Origin of the sequence: Photobacterium sp. GJ3 (assembly GCF_018199995.1) — a bacterium.
GTDB lineage: Bacteria > Pseudomonadota > Gammaproteobacteria > Enterobacterales > Vibrionaceae > Photobacterium.
The window spans coordinates 1,294,140-1,310,259 of sequence record NZ_CP073578.1; the positions used below are offsets into that span (position 1 = coordinate 1,294,140).

Genomic DNA, 16,120 nt, shown 5'->3' on the forward strand with positions numbered 1-16,120 from the left:
TTTTAAATTGAATCATGGCCCTTGCTAAGATCATTTTACTATGTCTAGAATACAATCATACACAACATTGTATACAATTATGCAGGAGGCAATATGGCGAAGATGAAGGCAATTGAAGCCGCCGTTGAAGTATTGAAAAAAGAAGGGGTTATTCAGGCATTTGGTGTCCCAGGTGCAGCAATCAACCCAATGTATGCAGCATTGAAAAAGCTGGGTGGCATTGATCATGTTCTGGCTCGCCATGTTGAAGGTGCGTCTCATATGGCTGAAGGCTACACCCGCACGAACACAGGTAACATCGGTGTTTGTATCGGGACTTCCGGCCCAGCGGGTACAGATATGATCACCGGATTGTATTCGGCCGCGGCGGATTCTATTCCAATTCTGTGTATCACCGGTCAGGCGCCGCGTGCGCGTCTGCACAAAGAAGATTTCCAGGCCGTAGATATCGAAAGTATTGCGAAGCCAGTCACCAAGTGGGCGACCACAGTGCTGGAACCAGCTCAGGTGCCTCGTGCATTCCAGCACGCCTTTCATCTGATGCGTTCCGGCCGTCCGGGACCGGTACTGATTGACCTGCCGCTCGATGTCCAGCTGGCTGAGATTGAGTTCGATATCGACACTTATGAGCCGCTGGAGCCCTACAAGCCAACGGCAAGCCGTGCTCAGGTTGAAAAAGCCCTGTCGATGCTGAATGAAGCGGAGAAACCCCTGATTGTTGCGGGGGTGGTGTGATTAACGCCGGTGCCTCTGATCTGCTGCAGCAGTTTGCTGAAATCACTGGCGTACCCGTGATTCCAACACTGATGGGCTGGGGCTCGATTCCGGACGATCACGAACTGATGGCCGGTATGGTTGGCCTGCAAACGGCGCACCGTTACGGGAATGCCAGCATGCTGGCGTCAGACTTTGTGTTCGGGATTGGTAACCGCTGGGCAAACCGTCATACTGGTTCTGTCGATGTGTACACCAAAGACCGTAAGTTTGTTCACATTGATATTGAACCGACCCAGATTGGCCGCGTGTTCTGCCCGGATCTGGGGATTGTTTCGGATGCAAAAGCAGCGCTGGAACTGCTGGTTGAAGTTGCGCGCGACATGAAAGCACAGGGCAAACTGGTGGATCGCAGTGCCTGGGTGGGTGAGTGTCAGGAACGCAAAGCAACGATGTTGCGTAAAACGCACTATACCGAAACCCCGGTCAAGCCAATGCGTGTCTACGAAGAGATGAACAAAGTCTTTGGTGAAGACACCTGTTATGTCAGCACCATCGGTCTGTCTCAGATTGCAGCCGCACAGTTCCTGCACGTCTACAAGCCAAATCACTGGATCAACTGTGGTCAGGCTGGCCCGCTGGGCTGGACGATTCCGGCTGCACTGGGTGTCCGGGTTGCCGATCCGAAGCGTCCTGTGGTTGCTCTGTCTGGTGACTACGACTTCCAGTTCATGATCGAAGAGCTGGCTGCGGGTGCGCAGTTCAACCTGCCTTACATCCATGTGCTGGTGAACAACTCTTATCTGGGACTGATCCGTCAGGCGCAGCGCCAGTTCGATATCGACTACTGTGTGCAGCTGGCGTTTGAAAACCAGAATGCTCCTGAACTGAACGGTTATGGCGTTGACCACGTTGCTGTGGTTGAAGGCTTGGGCTGTAAAGCGATTCGCGTTACGGATCCCGAGAAGATTGCAGATGCACTGCGTGAAGCTCAGGTGCTGATGAACAAGCATCAGGTGCCGGTTGTGGTGGAAGTGATTCTTGAGCGTGTAACCAACATTGCCATGGGCGTTGAAATTGACGGCATCAATGAATTCGAAGCACTGGCTGAAAGTCAGGACGACGCACCCACTGCCATTACGTTCAACCAATAATGTGCCACGAATAGCAAAAGGAATGTGACATGCCGAAATTAGCAGCAAATCTGTCCATGCTCTTCACGGAAGTTCCATTTATGGACCGCTTTGAAGCCGCCGCAAAGGCGGGCTTCCGTGGCGTGGAATACCTGTTCCCTTATGCCTTCGAAGCGGAGGCAATTCAGGCCAAACTGAATGCGTTGGGTCTGACTCAGGTGTTGTTCAATCTGCCTGCGGGGGATTGGGACGCTGGCGACCGCGGGATTGCAGTCGATCCAAAGCGTGTGGAAGAGTTTCGTGCCGGTGTGCCGGAAGCGATTCGCTATGCCAAAGCGCTGAACTGTTCACAGGTGAACTGTCTGGCGGGCATCGTCCCGGCTGGCGTGACACCGGGTCAGGCGGAAGCAACGTTTGTCGACAACCTGCGTTTTGCTTCGGCCGAACTGAAAAAAGCCGGCATTCACCTGGTGATTGAAGCAATCAACACCCGTGATATTCCGGGTTTCTTCCTCAATAACACCCGTCAGGGGCTGGATATTATTGAGAAAGTCGGCAGCGACAATCTGGAACTGCAATACGACATCTACCACATGCAGATCATGGAAGGCGATCTGGCGACCACGCTGAGTCGCGAACTGGGCCAGATCCGCCATGTTCAGCTGGCTGACAATCCGGGCCGCCATGAGCCGGGCACCGGTGAAATTAACTATGCCTTTCTGTTTCAGCATCTGGACGAGATTGGCTATGAAGGCTGGGTGGGCTGTGAATACAAGCCGCAAACCACGACTGAAGAAGGCCTGAGCTGGCTGAAAGCATACAATCAAATCTAAGGAGAGAATCATGACGACTATCGCATTTATCGGCACCGGTATCATGGGTAAACCTATGGCAGAGAACCTGCAAAAAGCAGGGCATCAACTGATTTTCTCTGACCATTACAATGAAGCACCGGCTGATCTGGTGGCGAATGGCGCTCAGGTTGTTCATTCAGCAAAAGCCGCTGCAGAAGCCGCAGAATATATCATTCTGATGGTGCCAAACACACCTCAGGTCGAAGACGTTCTGTTTGGTGAAAATGGCGTTGCACAAGCGCTGGATGCCAGTAAAACAGTTATTGATATGAGTTCAATCTCGCCGATTGAAACCAAGACCATTGCAGCGCGTGTAAAAGAAACGGGTGCCGATTATCTGGATGCGCCAGTCTCCGGTGGTGAAGTGGGTGCGGTCAACGCCACGCTGACCATCATGGTGGGCGGCAGCGAAGCCGGTTTTGCGAAAGCCAAGCCTCTGTTTGAAATCATGGGTAAGAACATCAATCTGGTGGGCGAAAATGGCGCAGGCCAGATTTGTAAAGTCGCAAACCAGATCATCGTTGCATTGAACATTGAAGCGGTTGCAGAAGCGCTGGTATTCGCCTCTAAAGCCGGTGCCGATCCTGCGCGTGTCCGTGAAGCGCTGATGGGCGGTTTTGCCAACTCGAAAGTGCTGGAAGTGCATGGTGAGCGTATGGTGAAAGGCACCTTTGATCCGGGCTTCCGCATTCAGCTGCATCAGAAAGACCTGAATCTGGCACTCTCGGGTGCTGAAGCACTGGGTATGTCGCTGCCAAATACTCAGTCTGCGCAGAATCTGTTTGATGCCTGTGTGAAACTGGGCGGCGAAGGCTGGGACCACTCAGCAATGATTCGCGCCATTGAAGAACTGGCAAATCATAATATCCGCCAGTAATCAGAACGTTGGCGGCCTTTCGTGCCGTAACAGGGTGCAGCAGCAGCTGTGGCTGCACCCTCATATTTTTCGTCACATAACAATTTTTGAGTCTCCTTTGGTTATGTGGTCCCGAAACCGCGGGTTGGATTAAAGGGGCTGGCTGCTTGTCAGAGGTGGCTCAGCTGGCCCCGACCAGTTCGATATCGTGTGGGTGACAGTGACGGTTTCGGGTTTTTTCCCCTGGTGAGCACCACCGGGAACAACTATGACGTGGAGCAAAACATGCACATGGAAACGCATGCATTTCTGACTGCACTGTTTAATCGTGCAGTACAACAGGCGCTGCCTGGTGAAACGTTAGCGCAATACCTGCCAGAAGATAAAACAGGGAAAGCTGTCGTCATTGGTGCGGGAAAAGCAGCAGCCTCAATGGCGAATGCACTGGAAGCCGTCTGGGAAGGCGAGCTGGAAGGTCTGGTGGTCACGCGATACGGCCATACCGCAGCGTGTCAGCAGATAGAAGTGATCGAAGCGGCACACCCGGTGCCTGATGATGCAGGCCGCGAAGTGGCAGAACGAATGCTGCATCTGGTGCAGGGGCTGGACGAAAACGATCTGGTGATTTGTCTGCTCTCCGGTGGCGGGTCAGCGTTGCTGAGTCTGCCTGCTCCCGGCATCACGTTCTCTCAGAAACAGCAGATCAATAAAGCACTGCTGAAATCAGGGGCAGCCATTGATGAGATGAACTGCGTTCGTAAGCATTTGTCTGCCATTAAAGGCGGCCAGCTGGCGAAAGCCGTCGCACCGGCAAGACTGATTACACTGGCAATTTCAGATGTGCCGGGCGATGAAGCAACCGTCATTGCATCTGGCCCGACCGTGGCGGACCCGACAACCAGCAAAGATGCGCTGGAAATTCTCAGCCGTTATCAGGTGAGTGTGCCCGATTCCGTAACGGACTGGCTGCACAGCCCGGAATCAGAAACGGTGAAGCCGGGGGATCCTTGTCTTGCGCGTGCATCATTTGAACTGATTGCCAGCCCACAACTATCGCTGGAAGCTGCGGCAGATGAAGCCCGGAAATGGGGGATTCCTGCCCATATTCTGAGTGATTGTATTGAAGGTGAATCGCGTGACGTTGCGAAAGTGCATGCTGCACTGGCCAAACAAATCGCGGAACGAGAACAACCTTTCCAGGCCCCTTGTGTGCTGCTCTCTGGTGGAGAAACCACAGTGACGGTTCGCGGTGAAGGCCGTGGCGGGCGAAACAGTGAGTTTCTGCTGAGTCTGTACCATGAACTGCAGGGTCATCCGCAGATTTATGCACTGGCAGCTGATACCGATGGGATTGATGGCGTTGAAGACAATGCCGGTGCCGTGCTGAATCCGCAGAGCTACCCTCAGGGGTTGGCCCTGGAACTGAATAGTCAGGATTATCTGGATAACAATGATGGCTACACTTTCTTCAAACAATTGGATTCATTGTTAACCACAGGTCCGACTTTAACGAATGTAAACGATTTTCGCGCCATCCTGATTCTTCCGAAGGAAGCGTGAACCCAGAATTACTCCTTGAGTGATGTTGTAAGTTGTAAGAGGCAACGGTAGGCACAGTTTTCTTTGTCCTTGGAGACTGTGTGCCCTTTTGGAATAGTGTCAGCGGCACTATTCCTTTTTTTATTTCTCACTGAGTGAATTGTCGTTACTCCTTTTTGATATCAATTTCTATTCACCGTTATTCTCAATAAAAATTCATACAATTCATGCGATTACCGTCATTCCTGCGCAGACGAGTGTCCAGTCAACGAGTGCATGTCTAAAATTGTGCGGGTATGTCGCGCTTGAGTTCAGTGTAAAATTGAACATTGTTTCATACGCGCCAGATACTCTTTGCTGGCACAAAGAGTACCCAGAAATGCCTTTTGTTTCTCTGGTGTAGGCCGGGCCGGTTGTAGGCGTTCCCAACGCCGACAACCTAAAAATTCATCCATGAATTTTTCCCTGGGGGTTGTGATTCCTTTTGATATCGCAAAAGCAAAAAACCGTCATTCCCGCGCAGGCGGGAATCCATAGGGCGTTGGGCTCAAAGCGCGTTCACAACATCATTGAGCAGATAAAATCACAGCGAAGTTCAGTCATTCTATAGAATCGTTCACAGCACCCAGACGTGGCTCCGGCGCATGAACGTCACTGGGTTCCCGCCTTCGCGGGAACGACAAATTTCATATAATTCATGAGATTACCGTCATTCCCGCGCAGGCGGGAATCCATAGAGCGCTGGGTTAAAAACGCACGAAAATCATCATTGAACAGATAAAATCTCAACGTGGTTCAGACCATTCTGTAGAATTGTTCACAGCGTTCAGACGTGGCTTCAGCGCATGAACGTCACTGGGTTCCCGCCTTCGCGGGAACGACAAATCACTTTAAATTCATCACCTTACCGTCATTCCCGCGCAGGCGGGAATCCATAGAGCGCCGGGCTTTAAGCGCATTCAAATCATCATTGAACAGATAAAATTTCAACGTGGTTCAGGCCATTCTGTAGAATCGTTCACAGCACCCAGACGAGCCTTCAGTGCACCAACGTCACTGGGTTCCCGCCTTCGCGGGAACGACAAATTTCATATAACTCATACGATTACCGTCATTCCCGCGAAGGCGGGAATCCATAAAGCGCCGGGCTTTAAGCGCATTCAAAACATCATTGAACAGATAAAATCCCAGCAAAGTTCAGCCTTTCTGTAAAATCGTTCACAGCACCCAGATGAGGTTCCGTCGCATGAACGTCACTGGGTTCCCGCCTTCGCGGGAACGACAAATCATTTTAAATCCATAGGGCGCAGGGCTCAAAGCGCATTCACAACATCATTGCACAGATCAAATCACAGCCAAGTTCAGCCGTTCTGTAAAATCGTTCACAGCGCTCAGACGAGCCTCCGGCGCATCAACGTCACTGGGTTCCCGCCTTCGCGGGAACGACAAATCATTTTAAATTCATCGCCCTACCGTCATTCCCGCGCAGGCGGGAATCCATAGAGCGCTGGGTTAAAAACGCACGAAAATCATCATTGAACAGATAAAATCCCAGCAAGGTTCAAGCCCTTCTATAGAATCGTTCACAGCACCCAGACGTGGCTCTGGCGCATGAACGTCACTGGGTTCCCGCCTGTGCGTGAACGACAAACTTGATAAAATTCATTTATTTATCGTCATTCCCGCGAAGGCGGGAATCCATAGGGCGCAGGGCTCAAAGCGCGTTCACAACATCATTGCACAGATCAAATCACAGCAAGGTTCAGCCATTCTGTAGAATTATTCACAGCGCTCAGACGAGCCTTCGGCGCATCAACGTCACTGGGTTCCCGCCTTCGCGGGAACGACGAACTTGATAAAATTCATACGATTACCGTCATTCCCGCGCAGGCGGGAATCCATAGAGCGCCGGGCTCAAAGCGCGTTCAAAACATCATTGAACAGATAAAATCCCAACAAGGTTCAGCCATTCGGCAGAATTGCTCACAGCGCTCAGACGAGCCTTCGGCGCACCAGCGTCACTGGGTTCCCGCCTTCGCGGGAACGACAAATTTCATACAATTCATACGATTACCGTCATTCCCGCGCAGGCGGGAATCCATAGGGCGCCGGGCCACAAACACACGGAAATCATCATTGAACAGATAAAATCCCAGCAAGGTTCAGCCTTTCAGTAAAATCGTTCACAGCACCCAGATGAGGCTCCGGCGCATCAACGTCACTGGGTTCCCGCCTATGCGTGAACGACAAACTTTATAAAATTCATACGATTACCGTCATTCCCGCGCAGGCGGTAATCCATAGAGCGCCGGGCTCAAAGCGCGTTCAAAACATCATTGAACAGATAAAATCCCAGCAAAGTTCAGCCTCTGTAAAATCGTTCACAGCACCCAGACGAGCCTCCGGCGCATGAACGTCACTAGGTTCCCGCCTTCGCGGGAACGACGAACTTCATAAAATTCATTTATTTATCGTCATTCCCGCGCAGGCGGGAATCCATAGATCGCCGGGCTCAAAGCGCGTTCAAAACATCATTGAACAGATAAAATCCCAGCAAGGTTCAGCCTTTCTGTAAAATCGTTCACAGCGCCCAGACGAGCCTTCGGCGAATCAACGTCACTGGGTTCCCGCCTGCGCGGGAACGACAAATTTCATATAACTCATACGATTACCGTCATTCCCGCGCAGGCGGGAATCCATAGAGCGCAGGGCTCAAAGCGCATTCACAACATCATTGCACAGACCAAATCACAGCCAAGTTCAGCCGTTCTGTAGCATCGTTCACAGCACCCAGACGCGACTTCGGCGCATGAACGTCACTGGGTTCCCGCCTGCGCGGGAACAACGAATGGCTTTAAATTCAACCATTTACCGTCATTCCCGCGCAGGCGGGAATCCATGGTGCGCCGGAGTGAAAGCGACGCTTTGACTTGATGTGATCTACTGAGCTTTATGTAGGTGCTGTTGAATGTGACCAGGCCCCCGCTGGTGCGATCATGGTAGTTATCATAGATTTTGTATACAAAGTGTGTATCTCATTGAAGCAAAGACAGATCAGGAAATACGAGGACATGGCACAGATGACTGGGAAAGCTTGGGCTAAAACAGGCGATTAGGGTAGGTGGGAGCGTGCAGCGACGACTTTATACAATACCGAACCGAACGCGTAGGCTGCATGCCCCACTGAAGTCAGTATAGGGCATGTCTAGATTGTATACAATGTTTGTTTTTGTTTTGTGGTGATATTGTTTCGGCTATCTGCGCTTTAAAACAACATCTGAGAATACTGCGTGCAGATCGCTGCTGATTGCCTCATCATCCAACGCCAGTTTGGCATTGATGTGGCCTAAGTGGTGGCGCATCAGCGTGACCGCTTTTTCTTTCTCGCCGGCTTCAATGGCATCCAGTAGCTGGTTATGTTCATCAAACGAACACTGGCCGCGGTTGCCCACTTCATATAAAGCAATGATTAAAGATGTCTGAGAAACAATACTGCGCTGGAAGGAGAGTAATGGCGGGTTGTTTGCCATGTGAGCCAACTGGATGTGGAATTCGCCCGACAGGCGGATTCCCCGGCCTACATCGCCCTGGTCGAATGCGGCATGCTCTTTTTCAACCAGTTCACGTAAAGTCGCCACTTGCTCACTGGTGGCATGTTCTACAGCCAGCTCGGTGATCGCTAATTCCAGCACTTCACGGGCCTTCAGTACTTGCCGGGCTTCTTCGACATTGGGCGCTGCGACAACTGCACCGCGGTTTGGCCGGATCTTAACAATCTGTTCTACAGACAGGCGTAACAAAGCACGCCGGATAATGGTCCGGCTGACGCCAAAAATTTCGCCCAGCGCTTCTTCATTCAGCTTGGTATTGGGTGGCAGACGCTGTTCAAGAATGGCGTCAAAAATATGGCCGTAAACAATATCGTCCTGAGTTTGTGCTGCACTTTCAGGGGGGGATTTCTTTAACGTTGACTTCTTTTTCACTGGCGTGGTCACTACTTCTCTCCTAAAGCTTCTCCAGCTGCTTTGTCATTGTATGCAATTGGCGTGAAAAAGCGAAATAACTTTTCAGCGTAAAATAAATATGCAGATGAAATCTGTGAACCAGCAGAAAGTGAGTCAGGGAGTGTCATTCTTCGAATGAATTGCACTCCGCTGACCCATGTTGATGAGTCATTATTGAAGCGGGGCCGTGTCATCAATGTGAAAAATGGCAGCAAAGCGAGGGTAAACCTCAACAGCGGTTTCCTGAATAAATTCAACCGGCATATCATCAAAATAACCGTGATATTTTACATACTCCATATGTTTGCTGCCATCTTTTGTGGCCGAATGGAGAATGGCATCATGTTCTCCATCAAATTCCAAAGCAGCCACATTAAACTTGTCACAAAGTGCCTGATGAAAGACGGGGGTCACTTTTATCCATCGGCCTTTCAGGAAGATCTCTGCATAGCCATGCAGTGCAAAGTAGTCTGTGCCCAGCCATTCGACTAGTGCCGGTGTTGATAAGTGATTGATAACATCTGCAAGTCCCAGACGTGCGGGGATCCCATTCAACCGGCAAAGTGCTACCATCAGCGATGCTTTTGGGATGCAATATGCCTGATAATTCTGTAAACAATAACTGGCTTTCAGGCTGGGTAATCCATCTTGCAGCGTGTAAGGGTTGTAAACAATTTCATCCCGGACAAGATAGTAAATTTGAATCGCTTTGTCTTTGAGGCTACGGGCAGTGACTTTATGATTAAAGGCTTCGATATCCGGGTGATGAAAATCGAAATATGCGGTTTCTTTCAGGTAAGCGTCCATGGTTGCTCTCTTGATTGTATTTTTATCCGTCTGGCATAGATTAGAGTCTGTACTCTAAGTTCGCGACTTCTCATGCTGAGTTTTGTCTCAATGCTTGAAGTGTTTCACATTGACTGAATCTTGACCTTCCTGGATGAAGCGCGGAAGCTTAGGAAAGCGAGGAGGGACTTTATGGTCTTAAAACATCGAATCAACCGGACGTTGCAACTGCTACTCAATGATCTTTCTGAGAAAGTGTCTGTCAACTCCACACAATGGAAGGCCGAGCTGGGGGAGTTGATTGAAACCGGATTACCTGCTGCACCGAGTGATTTAGTGATTGCAACACTCAATGGGGTGATGGGTGATGCTCTGGCGGAACGTCGGAGCCGTCTGGCGCAGACCTTGGGTTTCAGCAGCCAGATGGGGCGGCTGAGTCTGGATTCGCTGACGCTGGCGGGTCAACTGGTTTCTCCCCAGCCCCGGATTGCGATTTGTGTCCATGGCTGGTGCATGAACGACAGCCAATGGCAACGCAAACCACACGACCATGGCCGGAGCCTCGTTCAATTTGGCTATTCACCCGTTTATTTGCGCTATAACACAGGACGACATATTTCACAGAACGGAGAAGACTTTGCCCTGATGCTTGAACAACTGGTTCAGGCATGGCCGTGTGAAGTGAAAGAAATTGTCCTGATTGGCCACAGTATGGGTGGGCTGGTTTGCCGCAGTGCCTGCTTCTATGCCGCCAGACATCAGGTAGGCTGGCTGAAGAAACTGGCGACTTTGATGACGCTGGGCAGTCCGCACAATGGTGCACCGCTGGCCCAAATGGCGAGCTGGATTGAAGCACGCAGTGCTTCTGTCCCTTATTTGCGTCCCTTTTCAAATCTGACCGGCATGCGCAGTGCTGGCAGTAAGGACCTGAGCCGGGGCGTGATTTGCCACTCAGACTGGGAGCGGGATCCGCCTTATACCAGCCAGATGCGTCCGCCCTTGCCGGATCATGTGGCTTGTTTCGCGATTGCCAGTTGTCTGAGCCGGAGTGTGGAAGAAGAAAGGAATCGTCGCATCGGTGATGGACTGGTGCCGGTATCCAGCGCGCTGGGTGAAGCAACGCCACATCAACTGGCCGTGGAATTTCCGCCTGAAAACCAATGGGTTGGTGGCGGGATCACACATATGGAGTTACTGACTCATCCAAAAGTCGCGATGCAGATTCAGGGCTGGGTGCTCGGGAACAGTTTATCGGTATGATTGAATAAATTTGCCAGCATGATTGAATTTTTTTATCCATGAATTTTACTGCACGCATCCATGAATGAAATGATTTGAGTACCTGTGAGCGAGTGTCTATAAAGCCTGCATCTTAGGTTTACGAACAGGCTCACCATGGACATTGAAGCCATGATTGATGCTCTGCATATGCAGGGCTGGTGTGTGTGGGACGATTTTCTTTCGGTTGATGAAGTCAGGGCACTGTATCAGTGTCTGCCTTCCGAGTGGTCACAGGCTGGTGTTGGGCGGCAGGATGAGCATACGCTGGTGAAATCGATTCGCAGCGACAAAATCCATTGGTTGTCTGAAACCATGGGGCAGCCGGTTCAGGCTTATCTCGAGAAAATGGAAGCCATTCGTCAGGCGGCAAACCGGTCCCTGTATCTGGGCCTGTTTGAGTATGAGGCGCATTTTGCCAAATACGAGGAAGGGGCTTTTTATCAGAAGCATCGAGACAGCTTTCGTGGACGAGCCAACCGGAAGCTGACCACAGTTTTCTATCTCAACGATCAGGACTGGCAGGCATCGGATGGCGGCGAACTGGTGATATATCGGGATGATGAAAGTTTCCTGACACGGCTGACGCCTAAAGGTGGCCGGTTAGTGGTATTTTTATCGGAAGATTTTCCACATGAAGTTTTGCCCGCACACCGGAAACGCTTCAGTATTGCCGGCTGGTTCCGCCTGAACGGCGTCAATGGCGCAAGTCTGGATATTGCGGTGTAAGATTGCTAAAAAAACCTGCCGAGGCAGGTTTTTTTATTTCTGAATTGAAACAACGCCTGTCGATCAGTGGCCAGCAACGACGTAAAAGTAATAAATCATCGCCAGTGCAATGGCATAGACCGACCAGTGATCTTCTTTCAACCGACCGGTGGCCAGCTTCAGAAATGCATACACGACCATTGCCGCCGCAATACCATTGCCTGAGTTAAAGCTGAAGATAGTCATCGCCACACAAACGAAGGCAGGCAGGTACTGTGTGATGTCGTCGTAGTTCACTTTACGCATGGAAGACATCATCGAAAAGCCGATGTAAATCAGAACCGGCGCGGTCGCCACGGTTGGAATCAGTGTGACCAGCGGCGAGATAAAGAGCGTCAGCACGAAGAGTGCTGCAGTAAACACGCCGGTGAGCCCGGTCCGGCCTCCGGCTTCAACACCGGCAGAACTTTCCAGATAAGTGGTCAGAACCGGACAGGAAAACAGTGAACCAAAGGTTGTGGCACAGGAATCAACATGGAAGTTTTTCTCAATGCCCGGCAGGTTGCCGTTTTTGTCCAGATATCCCGCCTGTGCACCAACCCCCAGTAACGTCCCCAGTGTTGAGAAGAAATCCGGAATAAAGAATGCCAGCAGAAATGGCAGATATTGTGGTGAGAGTGCACCGGCGATATCGAGCTGGAACAGCAGGTCGTCGACACCACCTGGCATTGCAAACAGGTGATCCGGCAATTGAGTCACGCCAAGTGGAATCCCGGCCAGCGTGGTCAGTAATACGGCCAGAATGATGCCGCCCCGAGTCTTCCGGGCAACGAAAAACAGGACCAGAAAGAATCCGAAAAAGGCCAGTAAGGCATCCACGGAAGTGAGATCCCCGAAAATCAGCACATTCTTCTTTGCATTCGCGACGACAATGCCGGCCTGTTTCAGCCCAAGCAGGGCAATAAACAGGCCGATACCCACGCCGACGGATACTTTAATGCTTGGCGGAATGATCTGGACGATGAAGTTGCGGATCCCGAGGAAAGAAACCAGCATAAACAGCACGCCGCTGATAAATACAATGCCCGAAGCGACGGGCAGCGGAACGCCGCTTCCCAGCAGGGTGTATGAGAAAATTGCAACGCTGCCTAAACCCGGCGCCAGAATGAAAGGGCGGTTGGTGTAAATGGCCATCGCCAGTGTCGTCAGAATCGTCATGATGACGGTGACGGTCATCGCCGAGGCGAAAGGGATCCCGCCTTTACTCAGCATCCCGGGCACGACAGCCACGACATAGGCCATGGTGGCAAATGTGGTGAATCCGGCAATGAACTCAGTTCTGATGTCTGTGCCGTTTTCCCTGAGTTTAAAATAGTCCTTCAAACGTTCCATGGTTCTCTTCCGTTATTTTATTGTTTGTTCACGTCGATACCGGATCAGGTCTTCTGCACTGTCTCCGGGCTGGTCTTCAAGTGCTGCGTATAACGCATCGAACATGCGGCACCACTCAGCGGTCCACTGTTCTTTTTGAATCTGCGGCATCCAGCTGGCAGCCAGACTGTTGCACATCATGGTTTTCAGACTGAGTACATCAAAACCCAAATCTTCTACCATCACCTGATAACACTTGGTCGTGGTGGTGTCGTGCATATGCCAGTCATCCGTACACGGGATGATATTCAGCCCGGCTTTTGCCATGGCCCGGATTGGATGCTTCTGACACCAGGTGTCATGATCGGGCCATTGCTGCAGGAAGTAGGTGTTCGAGGGAACCACGGTGAAGGGAATCCCCAATGCCGCGTATTTCCGGGTCAGCGCCGGATTGTCGATGATGCTGTAGCCGTGATCAATGCGATCCACACCGATCAGCTCGATTCCGGTTTCAACATTGCGCCAGTGCAGTCCGAATTCAGAACAATGCGCGGTGAGCTGATAGCCGTGTCTGCTGGCCAGCTGATACGCTTTCCAGAAATGTTCGACTGGCGCCTGATGCTCTTTGTAATCAATGCCGATACCCAACACATAAGGGTGCGGGTGAGCAATCATGGCCTCGACCATGGCGACGGCTTCTTCCGGGCTTTTTTCACGGTTGATCGAAGGGATCAGCCGAATCGTGATCTCAAAGTCACGCTGGCTTTGCGCAATGGCTTTAATCAGTGCCTGATTCACGGTTTCATACGGCAGACAGACATCCGACGGATTCCAGAAAGTCTCAATATATTTCACACCGCTGTGGTGTGCATCTTCGGCAACTTCCAGTAAGACGCGTGCATAATCTTCCGCTTCCTGCATCAGGCTGTACAGAAAAGTCAACGCAGCAATCCCGCCCTTGCGGGGCCCGCCCGGTGTTTGATAAGCACGGTAGTAGCTTCTGGCCTCCGACTCAGGCAAATCGACGCCATACTTGCGGGCCAGATCAAGCATGGTCTCCAGACGGACGCCACCTAACAGGTGGTAATGAATGTCGGCCTTGGGCAGGCGGCGAATAAATTCAGTTAAACTCAGGGAACTCACAGCATCCATTCTCAGGGAATCACATCAATGACCGCAGTGTGTCGATCCCTGATGGCGTTGTGAAATGCCGTTTTTGGTATGTCTGTGCTGTTTCTGCATCGGCGGAGGTTGATGAAGCTATTGTTCCCGAATTAATTGCCAGCCTTGCGCAGTCTGTTGTACGAGAAATCGCCAGAAGGTTTCAGCCAGGTCCGGTAATCGTGCCTGATTGCGATACAGGCGGATTTTATAGGGAATCCGCCATTCATCCGGACGAATCAGGCACAAGGTATTCTGAGCGAGTTCTTCCTGAATCAGGCAATCGGGCAGCCAGGCGACGCCTTTACCTCGCAGTGCCATCTCTTTATGAAGCTGACACATGGAAGATTCAAAGACCGGATGACTGGGAAAACTGGCCGGTTGACCCAATGTTGTTTCGATGAGTCGTGCGGTATAGCTTTCGGGGGAGTATCGTAACAACGGTGTTTCTGAGCTGGCCGACGGCGTGAAGATCGGGGTCCCGGAAGGCTCGGTCGCTGAAACCAGATAAAAATGCCCCGTTCCGATGCAAAGATTCTGGAACGGCGGCTGGTGAAGTGCCAGCGAGTCAAATGCCAGCAGAAAATCACACCGGCCCTCGGCCAGAGACTCAATCGCATAGTCGAGCCGTAGAACATCCACGCTGTATTCAAGCGTCAGTTCCTTCGAGGCGATATCCATTAGGTTCATCAGTGTTGGCGAAGCCAGAGAATGCGGTGTTGCGATACGTAATGGTGTAAAAACAGGGCGCTGGTGGCTGTGGATCTGAGCAACACCCTGGTCGAGCTGACTGATGAGTGTCCGGGCTAAAGAGTGAAACTGCTTTCCTGCGTCGGTCAGGCTGACAGGGGTTGTACTCCGGTCAACTAACTGCATCCCGACGGCTTCTTCCAGTGATTTGATATGACGTCCGAATGCAGGCTGAGTGATGTGTCGGATTTCGGCAGCGCGGGAGAAATTTCTGACTTCACACAAAGCCACAAAATCTTCCAGCCATTTGGTATCTAAGTTCATTGAAGCTCACTTCTATCCTGCAACCCAGAGAAGAGTATACCCCGCTGGTGAAGCAATCGGCGAGAGTCATAGTGTTCAATGAGCCGCTGCGGTAGTATGAGCCTGAATTTCCCGATGAATGAAGGATAGGAACATGCAAGACGACGACATCATGACAGGCGAAATGCTTGTTGAAACGGTTGAGAACCAGCTGGCAGACGGCAATCCAATCAAAGTCAAAGAAACATTGATGCGTTTGGTGATGACTGGCACGCCAAGAGAAGAAGCGATTGAGATGATCGCTTGCGCGCTCTCCGTTGAAGTCTTCGACGTTGCCAAAAATGACGGTGAATTTAACCTGAAGCGCTATTCAGAACATCTGGATGCTTTGCCGGAAATGCCCTGGGAAGGGGACGAATAACCGCATTCAGAATCCTGAACATGCAACGCCACAGACTGTGGCGTTTTTTATGATCTCCTTGAAATCCTTTCTCAATAGTCATTCATCCCATTGAAGCGCGGTCTCAATCCCGCAGAACCAGCATTTAATTCGGTCTATCTAAACGACTCAGCATGACTGCACTTTTTTGATTTATTAATCTTATCAATAAGGATATATGTTCTGTGCTTTACATGATATTCAGACTTAAAGGCCATGATTTAGGGTTGAAACCAGTGATGGGGGCTGAAAATGGTGTTTTTTTTGAGCTTTTGTCGTGTGAC

11 protein-coding genes and 1 pseudogene are annotated in these 16,120 nt (G+C 51.0%); 7 read left to right on the forward strand and 5 right to left on the reverse strand.

Features of this window, described 5'->3' with window-relative positions; all coding sequences use genetic code 11:
• Positions 1–93 precede the first annotated feature (93 nt).
• The 4 genes and pseudogenes from gcl (at position 94) to KDD30_RS05755 (ending at position 5,117) form a co-directional block, all read left to right on the forward strand.
• Positions 94–1,868, forward strand: a pseudogene (gcl, locus tag KDD30_RS05740) (glyoxylate carboligase).
• 29 nt (positions 1,869–1,897) lie between these two features.
• Entirely contained in the window at positions 1,898–2,680 is a 783-nt protein-coding gene (gene hyi / locus KDD30_RS05745) for a hydroxypyruvate isomerase (RefSeq protein WP_211647981.1), read from the forward strand.
• Positions 2,681–2,690: 10 nt separating this feature from the next.
• Positions 2,691–3,578, forward strand: a complete 888-nt coding sequence (locus tag KDD30_RS05750; RefSeq protein ID WP_211647989.1) for a 2-hydroxy-3-oxopropionate reductase — start codon at positions 2,691–2,693, stop codon at positions 3,576–3,578.
• Positions 3,579–3,842: 264 nt separating this feature from the next.
• The gene (locus tag KDD30_RS05755; RefSeq protein WP_211647992.1) at positions 3,843–5,117 is read left to right on the forward strand and encodes a glycerate kinase; all 1,275 of its coding nucleotides are present in this window, start codon (positions 3,843–3,845) and stop codon (positions 5,115–5,117) included.
• Between the two features lie 3,233 nt (positions 5,118–8,350).
• On the opposite strand, the gene KDD30_RS05760 is transcribed toward KDD30_RS05755, so the two are convergent.
• Together KDD30_RS05760 and KDD30_RS05765 are read right to left on the reverse strand one after the other, a co-directional pair.
• Complete coding sequence (locus KDD30_RS05760) at positions 8,351–9,091, reverse strand: GntR family transcriptional regulator (RefSeq protein WP_249199208.1); 741 nt, start codon at positions 9,089–9,091, stop codon at positions 8,351–8,353.
• A 180-nt stretch (positions 9,092–9,271) separates the two neighbouring features.
• A complete protein-coding gene (locus KDD30_RS05765; RefSeq protein WP_211647994.1) occupies positions 9,272–9,907 on the reverse strand; it encodes a transglutaminase family protein in 636 nt (211 codons plus the stop codon).
• Positions 9,908–10,078: 171 nt separating this feature from the next.
• Here KDD30_RS05765 and KDD30_RS05770 point away from each other — a divergent pair, with 171 nt between their 5' ends.
• On the forward strand, positions 10,079–11,146 hold the full coding sequence (locus KDD30_RS05770; protein WP_211647996.1) for an alpha/beta hydrolase: 1,068 nt from the start codon (positions 10,079–10,081) through the stop codon (positions 11,144–11,146).
• 135 nt (positions 11,147–11,281) lie between these two features.
• Positions 11,282–11,893, forward strand: a complete 612-nt coding sequence (locus KDD30_RS05775) for a 2OG-Fe(II) oxygenase (protein WP_211647998.1) — start codon at positions 11,282–11,284, stop codon at positions 11,891–11,893.
• Positions 11,894–11,956: 63 nt separating this feature from the next.
• Here the strand turns inward: KDD30_RS05775 and KDD30_RS05780 are convergent, their stop codons facing one another.
• The 3 genes from KDD30_RS05780 to KDD30_RS05790 all read right to left on the reverse strand — a co-directional run bounded on the left by KDD30_RS05780 (position 11,957) and on the right by KDD30_RS05790 (position 15,418).
• The gene (locus KDD30_RS05780) at positions 11,957–13,264 is read right to left on the reverse strand and encodes an NCS2 family permease (RefSeq protein ID WP_211648000.1); all 1,308 of its coding nucleotides are present in this window, start codon (positions 13,262–13,264) and stop codon (positions 11,957–11,959) included.
• A 12-nt stretch (positions 13,265–13,276) separates the two neighbouring features.
• Positions 13,277–14,395 (reverse strand): adenosine deaminase, encoded by a 1,119-nt coding sequence (locus tag KDD30_RS05785; protein ID WP_211648002.1) that lies wholly within the window; start codon positions 14,393–14,395, stop codon positions 13,277–13,279.
• 108 nt (positions 14,396–14,503) lie between these two features.
• On the reverse strand, positions 14,504–15,418 hold the full coding sequence (locus KDD30_RS05790; protein ID WP_211648004.1) for a LysR substrate-binding domain-containing protein: 915 nt from the start codon (positions 15,416–15,418) through the stop codon (positions 14,504–14,506).
• A gap of 133 nt (positions 15,419–15,551) precedes the next feature.
• Between KDD30_RS05790 and KDD30_RS05795 the strand changes: the two genes are divergently transcribed.
• Positions 15,552–15,818 (forward strand): hypothetical protein, encoded by a 267-nt coding sequence (locus KDD30_RS05795; RefSeq protein ID WP_211648006.1) that lies wholly within the window; start codon positions 15,552–15,554, stop codon positions 15,816–15,818.
• The last annotated feature ends 302 nt before the right edge of the window (positions 15,819–16,120 follow it).